The sequence below is a fragment of the Candidatus Margulisiibacteriota bacterium genome (assembly GCA_028706105.1).
Taxonomy (GTDB): Bacteria; Margulisbacteria; Riflemargulisbacteria; order GWF2-35-9; family DYQY01; genus DYQY01.
Window position 1 is genome coordinate 1 of record JAQWCF010000069.1, and the last position, 10,591, is coordinate 10,591.

At 33.8% G+C, this 10,591-nt stretch carries 6 protein-coding genes; 2 read left to right on the forward strand and 4 right to left on the reverse strand.

Features of this window, described 5'->3' with window-relative positions:
• Positions 1-71 precede the first annotated feature (71 nt).
• From PHF25_07365 to PHF25_07375, 3 genes are read right to left on the reverse strand one after another with little or no spacing between them, the layout of a single operon-like run.
• Positions 72-1,100 (reverse strand): sigma-70 family RNA polymerase sigma factor, encoded by a 1,029-nt coding sequence (locus PHF25_07365; GenBank protein MDD4527833.1) that lies wholly within the window; start codon positions 1,098-1,100, stop codon positions 72-74.
• Positions 1,097-2,818 (reverse strand): DNA primase, encoded by a 1,722-nt coding sequence (gene dnaG, locus PHF25_07370; GenBank protein ID MDD4527834.1) that lies wholly within the window; start codon positions 2,816-2,818, stop codon positions 1,097-1,099. Before dnaG ends, PHF25_07365 begins: the two co-directional genes overlap by 4 nt.
• A 6-nt stretch (positions 2,819-2,824) precedes the next feature.
• Positions 2,825-3,910 (reverse strand): M20/M25/M40 family metallo-hydrolase, encoded by a 1,086-nt coding sequence (locus PHF25_07375; protein ID MDD4527835.1) that lies wholly within the window; start codon positions 3,908-3,910, stop codon positions 2,825-2,827.
• 211 nt (positions 3,911-4,121) lie between these two features.
• Here PHF25_07375 and PHF25_07380 point away from each other — a divergent pair, with 211 nt between their 5' ends.
• Positions 4,122-6,611 carry a glycogen/starch/alpha-glucan phosphorylase gene (locus PHF25_07380; GenBank protein ID MDD4527836.1) on the forward strand — a complete coding sequence of 830 codons (2,490 nt, stop codon included), beginning with the start codon at positions 4,122-4,124 and terminating at the stop codon, positions 6,609-6,611.
• A 10-nt stretch (positions 6,612-6,621) separates the two neighbouring features.
• On the forward strand, positions 6,622-7,908 hold the full coding sequence (locus PHF25_07385; protein ID MDD4527837.1) for a serine hydrolase: 1,287 nt from the start codon (positions 6,622-6,624) through the stop codon (positions 7,906-7,908).
• Here the strand turns inward: PHF25_07385 and PHF25_07390 are convergent.
• Entirely contained in the window at positions 7,903-10,413 is a 2,511-nt protein-coding gene (locus PHF25_07390) for an AMP-binding protein (GenBank protein ID MDD4527838.1), read from the reverse strand. The two genes, PHF25_07385 and PHF25_07390, sit on opposite strands and share 6 nt — an antisense overlap.
• Between the last annotated feature and the right edge of the window lie 178 nt (positions 10,414-10,591).

Sequence of the window (10,591 nt, forward strand, 5' to 3'; positions counted from 1 at the left end):
AACTACCTCAACCCTCACGAACCTCATCAGTCGGATATAAACTTACCTTTGTCAATAAACTCTTCATCGCATCACCTGAGATAAGACATCATGTGCCCATCTCTGGTCTGTTGTCTAAGCTTGTCTAAAGCTTTAGCTTCTATTTGTCTGATTCGCTCCCTTGTAACATTGTAAACCTGACCAACTTCTTCAAGCGTTCTTGGCATGCCATCATGTAATCCAAATCTTAAACGAAGAACCATTTGCTCTCTTTCTGTAAGAAAAGTTTGTAGAACAGCCTCTAAATCTTCTCTAAGCAAATCAGAAAGAACTCTCTCTTCCGGATTTTTTTCTGCTTCACTTTCTACAATATCCGAAAGACTATTACTGTCATCATCCCCGATAGGAGTTTCCAAAGAAATTGGTAACTGTGCGATTTTAGCTAACTCTTGGACTTTAATAACCGACAACTCACTATGCTGAGCTAATTCTTCATCTGTTGGTTTCCGTTTATATTCTTGCATGAACATTTTTGATATTTTTTTCAGTTTATTAAGCGTCTCCACAACATGCACTGGAAGTCTAATTGATCTTGATTGATCGGCAATTGCTCTCGTGATAGCTTGTCTTATCCACCATGTAGCATAAGTAGAAAACTTGTACCCTTTAGTATAATCATATTTATCAACAGCTTTCATTAATCCGATGTTGCCTTCTTGTATCAAATCAAGGAAAGAAAGCCCTCTTCCGTTATATCTTTTAGCAATACTAACTACCAATCGCAAATTGGATCTAATTAAAATTTTTCTTGCTTCATCATCATTGTTTTCTTGAATTCTCTGTGCAATATTAAACTCTTCTTCTGTTTTAAGAAGTTTTATTCTTCCAATTTCTTTTAAATACATTTTTATAGAATCGTATTTTGCGCCCTTGTTGCTTTCCTCTTGCAAAACTTCTTCTTCAATATCAATGTCCTTGGATTCTTCTTCGTCTGGCTGGTCAACTTCCACAGTAGTATCTGCCTCATTGGTAATTTCTCCCAAATCAACATGAGTATCTTTCAAGATTTCTAAAATATCATTAGGGGAAGATGCTTCCTCAAATAAAACTTCTGTATTCATTTATTTTTGATCAACTCCGACAGTTGCTGATTTAGACACATAAGTTTATCAAAATCACCAATTTTTTCAAGTTCAATTATCTGTTTTTTCAAATCAGCTACCTTTTCTCTATTGTTTCTCTTCTTTAAAGACTCCACTGCTTCCTGTAAAAATAGCTGAGGGTTAGCAAAATTTATTTTCATACAAATACTTACAATCTTGTGTCCAGCAACTAAATCGCACAAATACTGAACGTCTTTTTCTGGATTATTGACAATCAAAGCAAAAATCTTTTTATGCTCCATATCTATAAAATCATCCACTGAAAAATTACCTAAAAATTCGTTTCTTAAAGAAACATGACTTAAAAGGATAGACAGGACATCTTCTTCTAATTTAAAGAACTTGTCTTTTGATCCTTTATCTATTTTATAATCTTTCTTTTTAGAAATTGAAAGAGTGTTATAAGTAAAAAAGTAACCTTTTACTTGGTCAAGGTCGATATTCAGCTTACTCGCAATCATAGCAATATAAACGTTTTTAATGATATCATTTTCAAAACGCAAAATAGACTTAAGCTCTTTTAATACCCTTGATTTATCTTCAACTGCCATCTTCGATGATTCCATGCTGTGTCCATGAACTTTTATTGAATGGTCAATTAAAAACTCTTTATAAGTTATCGCCTCAATCATTTGTTTTCTAAAACTATCCAGCCCATATTTCTTAATAAAGTCATCGGGATCCTTACAATCTTTCAACCCAATCACTTTAACCTCAACTTCTGGGTCTTGAAGAACATCATTCACTCGATACATAGCGTTTTTTCCTGCATCATCATTATCAAAACACATGTACAATAATTTCACGAAACGTTTAATCAAATTAAACTGCTGAGGGGTTACCGCAGTGCCAAGGGCTGCTGCAATATTTTTTATTCCAGACTGAAAAACACTTATAGCATCCATATATCCTTCAACAAGGATTAATTGACCATTATTTTCTCGGATATATTTTTTAGCCATATTAAGGCCATAAAGAACGTTACTTTTACTATAAAACCTTGTTTCTGGAGAATTAACATACTTAGCACCTTCGCCTGAAATAATCCTTCCTCCAAAACCTAAAGTCCTGCCCTGTAAATCTATTATTGGGAACATAAACCTCTTATAGAATCTATCCTTAATTTTTCCTTTAGAATCAATGCCAATCCCAATATCTAACAAATCATCTTTAATATCTTTGACGTCAAACCCTAGCAGCTCATCACAATTAGCTTTTGAAGAATAACCTAACTGAAAATTGTCTATTGTTTCTTTATCCAATCCTCTATCTTTGATATAATTTTTTGCTTCTTCATGATCCAATTGTTGATGATAAGCATCCTTAATCTTGCTTAATAAAGCGAATCCGTTTTCTCGATCATCCTTTTCGAAATTCATCATCTGGTCATCATTTAATTCAATGCCTGATTTTTCAGCCAATAACTTAACAGTATCAATAAAACTAAGTCCGTCTATTTTCATTAAAAAAGAAAAAACATTGCCACCTGTCCCGCAACCAAAGCAGTGAAATATTTTTTTATCTGGACTCACTACAAACGAAGGGGTTTTTTCATTATGAAAGGGGCAAAGACCCAAAAAATTCAAACCTCTTTTGCGAAGTTTTACATATTGTCCAACAATCTCTACGATATCCGTTCTTTCTTTGATAAGTTCTAATGAATTCTCATCAACCATCAGGAATTAGTCTTTGATCTTTTTCACAATAGACAAAATATATTCAGTGGCCGTAACCATGTCTGAGATTTTGATTTCTTCCTCACAAGTATGAACCTTGTTCATGCCAGTACTTAAAACAACAGTTGGGATACCCATCTTGTTGAAAATATTAGCATCACTTCCACCACCAGAAGCTTGTTCTACGTGTTGAACACCAAGACTTTGGGCTGCTTTTTTGCAAACTTTAAGCAGTTCTTTCTCCTTCGAAACATCAAAATAACCATAGTCCTTACGCGCTATAAACTCCAGGTCAGCACCTGCTTTTTTGCATGCTTTCTTAAAAGATAATTGAATATCCTTAACCATGTTCTTTACCTTTTTCTTTGACTGACTACGAGCCTCACCTTTAACAATAACCTCATCCGGAACAATGTTAGTGGCTTTGCCTCCTTCAATCATTCCAATGTTGGCAACTGTCTCCTCATCAATTCTCCCAATTTTACACTTTGAAATAGCTTTAGACGCTACAACTATGGCATTAATACCTTTTTCTGGCTCCATACCTGCGTGAGCACTCCTACCTATCACCTTTGCTTCAAAGCTATAATGATTTGGAGCTTTTACTATAACTGTGCCAATCTCTCCGCCAGTGTCCAGAACAAAACCATAATCAACTTGAATCGGCTGTAAAGCTTTTGCTCCCTTTAAACCTATTTCTTCTTCAACTGAAAAAATTACTACAATCGAGGTCGTATCAAGCTTCTTTTCTTTAATTACATATAACATCTCTAAAATCTCAGCTATTCCAGACTTATCGTCACCACCAAGGATAGTATCACCTCTGGAAGAAATCCTATCTCCCTTAATAACAGGCTCAATCCCATTACCTGGAGTAACAGTATCCATGTGTGCAGAAAACAAAAGAGATGGACCTGATAATTTGCCATGAGAAATTGCATAAATGTTACCTTTTTTATCCAAAGCAACATCTAGTCCAAGATCACAAAGTATTTTCTGAAGATACTTACTAACCTTTTTTTCATTTCCTGATTCACTATCAATCTTTACTAAATCAATAAAAGTTTTAACCAATCTCTTAGAATTAACCATAATTACCTCTCTTATGCAGTGCTGTTCATCAAATAAATCAACAAAAAATTTATAAATTAATTAACTTTTTAAGCAAATCTCTGCTAAATAATACCATAGTCGTTGGTTATATTTAATCTGTATTATTTATTTATAATCAATTCATTCTTTAGCCCTACTGTGATAAAATGATTGGAAAGATAAAAGCACATATATAGTAAGGGGAACTAATATGAATGATAACTATAAAGAAAGACTCTCAGACATCTTGTCTAGAAAAGATAACAAAGATAAAGAAGCTATTCTTATTGAAGATTCTTTTAAATATAATCTTACCCATAAAATAGTTAAAGATGAATACAACTCAACCCCTAGAGATATCTATAATGCACTGAGCTATACCATTATGGATCAACTTGCAGAAGGATGGTTGGAAACACAAAGACAGCACCATTATCATGATTCAAAAAGAGTTTACTATCTATCAATGGAATTTTTAATCGGCAGACTATTAAAAATGAATATTGATAACTTACATATCAATTGCCAGGTACAAGAACTACTTTCTAAACTTAATTTCGATTTCAATACGATTGAAGACATGGAAGAAGATGCCGGCCTTGGCAACGGTGGATTAGGCAGACTTGCTGCTTGCTTTCTAGAATCAATGGCGACATTAAACATCCCTTCCTTTGGCTACGGAATTCGTTACGACTATGGTTTATTCAAACAAGACATTGAAAATGGATGGCAAATTGAGAAGCCAGACAAATGGCTAGAAAATGGATACCCATGGGAAATTCCTAGATCAGAAAAATATACAATTAATTTTTATGGCCATGTTGAAAAATATAATGATAAAGATGGTAAAGAAGTTTCCGTTTGGAAGAATTGCAATAAAGTATTTGCAGTACCTTATGACATACCTGTGCCAGGATTTAACAATAAAACAGTCAACACGCTCAGATTATGGTCAGCTAAGTCTGATGATGAATTTAAATTGCAGATTTTTAACAATGGTGATTTCGTTAATGCCTATGAAGAAAAGCTCCATGATGAAAATATTACAAAAATTCTTTACCCCAACGATAATGTTTACGCAGGACAAGAGCTTAGATTAAAACAAGAATATTTTTTCTGTGCTGCTTCATTACAAGACATTATCCGCAGATTCAAAGAAAATGAGACTCATGAATTAAAAGATATCCCTAGTAAAATTGTTATTCAGTTGAATGACACACACCCTGCTATCGCTATTCCAGAGCTTGTCAGAATTCTGATTGATGAAGAACATCTTTCTTTTGATGAAGCATGGGAAATAACTAAACAAACATTCGCTTATACAAATCATACCTTGCTTCCTGAGGCCTTGGAAAAATGGCCAGAAAGAATGTTTGCTTATATGCTTCCAAGGCATTTAGAGATTATTTATTTAATAAACACTAAACTTATGACTGATATTCAAATCAAGTTTGGACCTGATATGGGAAAAATGAGAAAAATGTCTATCATTGAGGAAGGTTCAGAAAAAATGGTTAGAATGGCCTATCTTGCTGTGGCTGGCTCCTTCTCTGTAAATGGCGTTTCTGCATTGCATAGCGAGTTAATTAAAAGTGAACTAATGCCAGAATTTTACATGTTATATCCTGAAAAATTCAAAAATAAAACCAACGGGATAACACCAAGAAGATGGCTGTATAAATGTAATAGCAGATTATCAGAACTAATAACCTCTAAAATCGGAACAGGTTGGATAACTAACCTTACTGAGCTTAAAAAACTAACCAATCTTGAAAATAAAGAATACATTACAGAAGGTTGGGAAATAATTAAAACGAATAACAAAAAAGATCTTTCTAACTGGTTAGAGAAACAATATGGATTCTCTTTTGATCCAAACTCTTTAGTTGATGTTCAGACAAAAAGAATACATGAATACAAAAGACAGTTACTTAATGTAATGCATGTTATTCATTTATATTTACAACTTAAAAAGGACCCCAACATGCAGTTTACACCAAGAACAGTTCTTATCGGTGGTAAAGCAGCGCCTGCTTATCATGTGGCAAAGCTTTATATTAAGCTTGTCAATAATGTTGCAAAGGTTATCAATAATGATCCAAAAGTTAAGGATAAATTAAAATTATTTTTTATTCCTAACTATAATGTCACTATGGCAGAAAAAATAATGCCTGCTGCTGACCTTTCGGAACAAATTTCTACCGCTGGTAAAGAAGCTTCTGGTACTGGAAACATGAAGTTTGCTCTAAACGGAGCCCTAACTATTGGAACATTAGATGGAGCCAACGTTGAAATTAAAGAAGAAGTCGGAAGTGAGAATATTTACATCTTCGGACTAACAGCAGAAGAAGTTAGTACCCTACAAAAAGAAGGATATGACCCAAGAAAATATTTAAAAGAATATGAACCTCTACAAGAGATTCTAGAACTAATAAGAAACGGTTTCTTTAGTCCAGAACAGCCTGATCTTTTTTATCCAATTTATTCTGACTTAGTAAATAGTGACCCATACATGATTATGGCAGACTTCAAGTCCTACGTTGAATGCCAAGAAAAAGTTTCTGCAGACTTCCTGGATCGTGATTTATGGATAAAAAAATCAATCGAAAATGTTGCCAATATTGGAAAGTTCTCTAGTGACCGAACAATCGCTGAGTACAACTGGGATATCTGGAAAGTAACTCCTGTTGAAATAAAATAAATAGCTCAAAGTGTATAAAAATCTTAATTGGTTTATTATAGCTTTTCTTACGTTTGGGTTATTTATAGCTTTTTATATTAATGTTTCCTGTCCTGCATATAAAACAGCGACCAGAAAAACCCAGCTAGAGTCATCGCTTGAATCTATCATGAAAGAATACGGAGTAACAGGATGCTCTTTGGTTGTTATCAAAAACAAAAAAAACCTCTTCACTTTTAACTACGGATTTGCTGATATAGCTAAAAATAAAAAAATGACGCCATTCCATGCTATTAGACTAGCATCTGTTAGCAAGCTACTAACATCTATTTTACTTCTTAATGTTACTGAAAATAATCCAAAAGTTCTACAATCAACAGTATCTAAACAATTAGGAATTCCCTTGGAAAACCCCTATTTTAAAGGCACAAAGATAACCTTGAGAGAGCTTTTAACTCACACTTCTAGCTTTGTTCCATATCTAATAACAGCGAATAAATTCATGGAACAAAGCATCACGAACCCTCAGCTTAATATTTCAGACTTAATATTAAAGGATGGAAAATTCTACCAAGAGTATTATTGGGATGATGCTTATCCACCAAAAGAAAGATATAACTATTCAGGGTTCAACTTTATACTAATAGCCACAATTATGGAAAAATTAACTAACCAAAGATTTAACCAGATTGCACACAGTAAACTTATTAACGAGCTTGAACTTAAAAATACGCATCTCTCAACTTCGCTTCCCTATGCAGAAACTAAATATGCGATTGGTTATCAATATATTGGCGACCAACCAACTAAAACTATTGATGATAATAACTTTCAGCTAAGAATTCTTAATAAAAAATATAAAATAGGGAGAAATCCTACAATTCATGCCCCACAAGCTGGCTTTCGTTCAAACGTAGTCGACCTTTCCCAAATAATGATTATGCTACTCAATAATGGGCAATATAAAACCAAGCAGATTCTTAACCAAAACAGCATTAATCTGTTAGAAACCCCAGCATTTAAAGTCACAAGCACAATGCAACGCGGGCTTGGCTCAGAAATAAACTACGGGTTCATTCCTAATGTTAAAATGGTTGGCCACTCGGGGAATGCCTATGGGATACTAACCCATTTCTTTTATAATCGTGAAAAAGACTTTGGTGTTATTTTTATAATTAATGGATTAAAAATGCAGGCGTACGAAGAAGGCGGAGACCATCTATTAATTGAAAAAGAAATTGAACAACTGATATATAAAGACTTAATACAAACTAAAGATTCAGTGAATGTCGTAACAGAAAACACCCAACAACTATAACCTTAATTCTATAGCTTTTTTAACAGCCTTATTTATTTCCTCCACTGTTTTGCCTTTAGGGCTAATTATTTCTCCAAAAGTTAAAGAGAGCTTGTGTCCAAGTTTTGGGAAAAAACTTCCTGCGGGAAATACCTCGTAGGCACCTTTAATTGTCATTGTTATGATATCCTTATTGAAATTACTAGCTAAATAAGCTGCGCCATCTTTGAATTCATTTAGCTTGCCGGTTCTTGTCCGCGTACCTTCAGGGAAAATAATTAACGACCCACCTTGTCTCAAAATATCAGCACCTGATTTTAAGGCTGGGAACATATTGGCCCCTCTGTCTACAAAAATTAAATGAGACCAAGGGAAGATATATTTCAAAAACTTTAACTCCTTCTTGCTAATCATAAAAATATTACGTCTGATGTCTTTTGGTAAGGAAGCTAAGATCAAAATAATATCCAAATTTGACTGATGATTACAAACGAAAATGCTCTCCTTAGCTCCTTCAAGAAGCTCTTTATTGACGATTCTATAACCAAAAAACAAATGAGCTTTTAATCTAATTACTTTGACCAGCAAAAAAACTAGAGGATTAAAAAAATTATATTTTTTTGTAGTAAAATTACCTGACAATAACTCATCTTCTCTGCTCTCTACTTCGTTAACTTCAGGCAACAAACTTAAATGCTTCACTAACTCTACTACCGAAGAAATCGCCATAAATTTATCCATATTTATTTTAACTCTCAGTTCTAGTTCCAGCTCAATTACAAAATGAATCTTACTAAGTGAGTCCAGACCTAAATCATCTAAAGACTGACTGATAACTATCTTTTTTAATTCAAACTTTTTCATAATAAATTTCGCCACTTGTTTTTCACGTTCACTTTCAGAAACCATCTCGTGCAACGAAACAAAACTAGAATCATCACCAGCTTGATACTTCCCTTGCTTCAAGTTTTTAATAATTTCTCTTACAATTACTTTTTTTGTTGATGTTCTTGGCAAGGGCTCAAAAGAAATCGCAAAGTCAGATACTCTCATATAATCTGGCAAAAGACGATTCAACCTATTAACTTCAACTTTAATCTCCTGATAAGAGGCTCCGGATATTTGTTCTGGGACAATAACTGCGCTGACAATAGCATTACCGTTTTTTTCACCACCAAAAACTGCTAATTCATTAATTAACTCAGAATTTATAAACACATCTTCAATTTCTTCAGGAAAAACGTTTTTCCCAGAATCTAGAACTATGATGTTCTTTGTCCTCCCAGTAATTCGAAGATTGCCCTCATGATCGATTAATCCAACATCGCCAGAATTGAACCATCCCTCATTATCAAACACTTCTTCATTCGCTTTGTCATTATTTAAATAGCCCATCATAACAGAAATGCCCTTCAACCAAATTTCACCAATTCCTCGCTCATTTTTTTCGCGTATCTCAACGAAATTCCCTTTAGTTGCTTTACCTACACTGCCTTCTCTATTTTCATGTGCTTTATTAGCAACAATCGCAGCAGTCGTTTCTGTTAATCCATAGCCCTCAAGTATTTTAAACCCCATATTGTGGTATGCCTTAAAATATTTTGGTTTTAGTGAAGCGCCACCACTTACAAAAAACTTTAACTGCTCACCAAAAATTTTGTGAATTGGCTTAAAAACAGCTTTAGGAACAGCGCCTAAGCCTACTTTCTTAAAAAGATGAGAATAAGCAACCATAAATTTAAAAATCTGATACTTAACAATAGATTGAGTTTTTACTTTGTTTAAAATACTATCAAAAAATAATTCCCACAATTTAGGAACACCAGGAAAAACAGTTATGGGATATGTTTCTAAAGATTTAATAATATCTGGTCCCTTTAATGATGGTTGAACAACAATACTTGAGCCATTAGTTATAAATGCTAGAAATGACGTTATAAGGCCAAACACGTGATAAAGAGGAAGGATGGTTAGCACAATATCTGGCTCATCTTGCAACCCCATATGTTCCATCCCTGACATGCAAGTATTAACTAAATTATTATGTGAAAGCATTACAACTTTAGGCTCTCCTGTAGTCCCTGAAGTAAACAACATTGCTGCACAGTCTTCCGCTTTCAGAATAGGAGCAATGTACTTACTTTTATCAGATAAGGCATTATTAAAATTCAATGAAATAAAATTTACTTCCTTGCTCGTCCTCTGTCCTACATCATCAGAAATAAAAGCATGTTTACAGTTTACTGTTGATAACATTTTAAGGTGATGCTCTTCACTTAAATGGTTATCCAACGCAACTACAATGGCACCAGAATAGGCAATACTAAAATAAGTTAACATCCACTCTGCACTATTTGAAGCAATAAGAGCAACTGGCTCTTTTGCTTTTACCCCTAAAGATTGGATATAAGTTGCCCGCTGTTGAATTATTTCATAAGCATCTTGATATGTTATGTTGGGTTGGATATAAATGCTGGAAAGAAACTTGTTAAAATACTTGTCTATATATTCTGGCAAGATGTACATGCTTAAATTATACACATACTGGTTCATTGGTTCAATAGTTCAATGGTTCATTGTCAACGCAAAGTAGAAATGTCACCCTTTCTCCAAAGTAGAAATGTCCCTTTTATTAAAATCAAGCAAGTTGTTTTTTCATTAACATAAGTTTATATGAGCGTTGTTTGTATGGGTGAGAATTGGG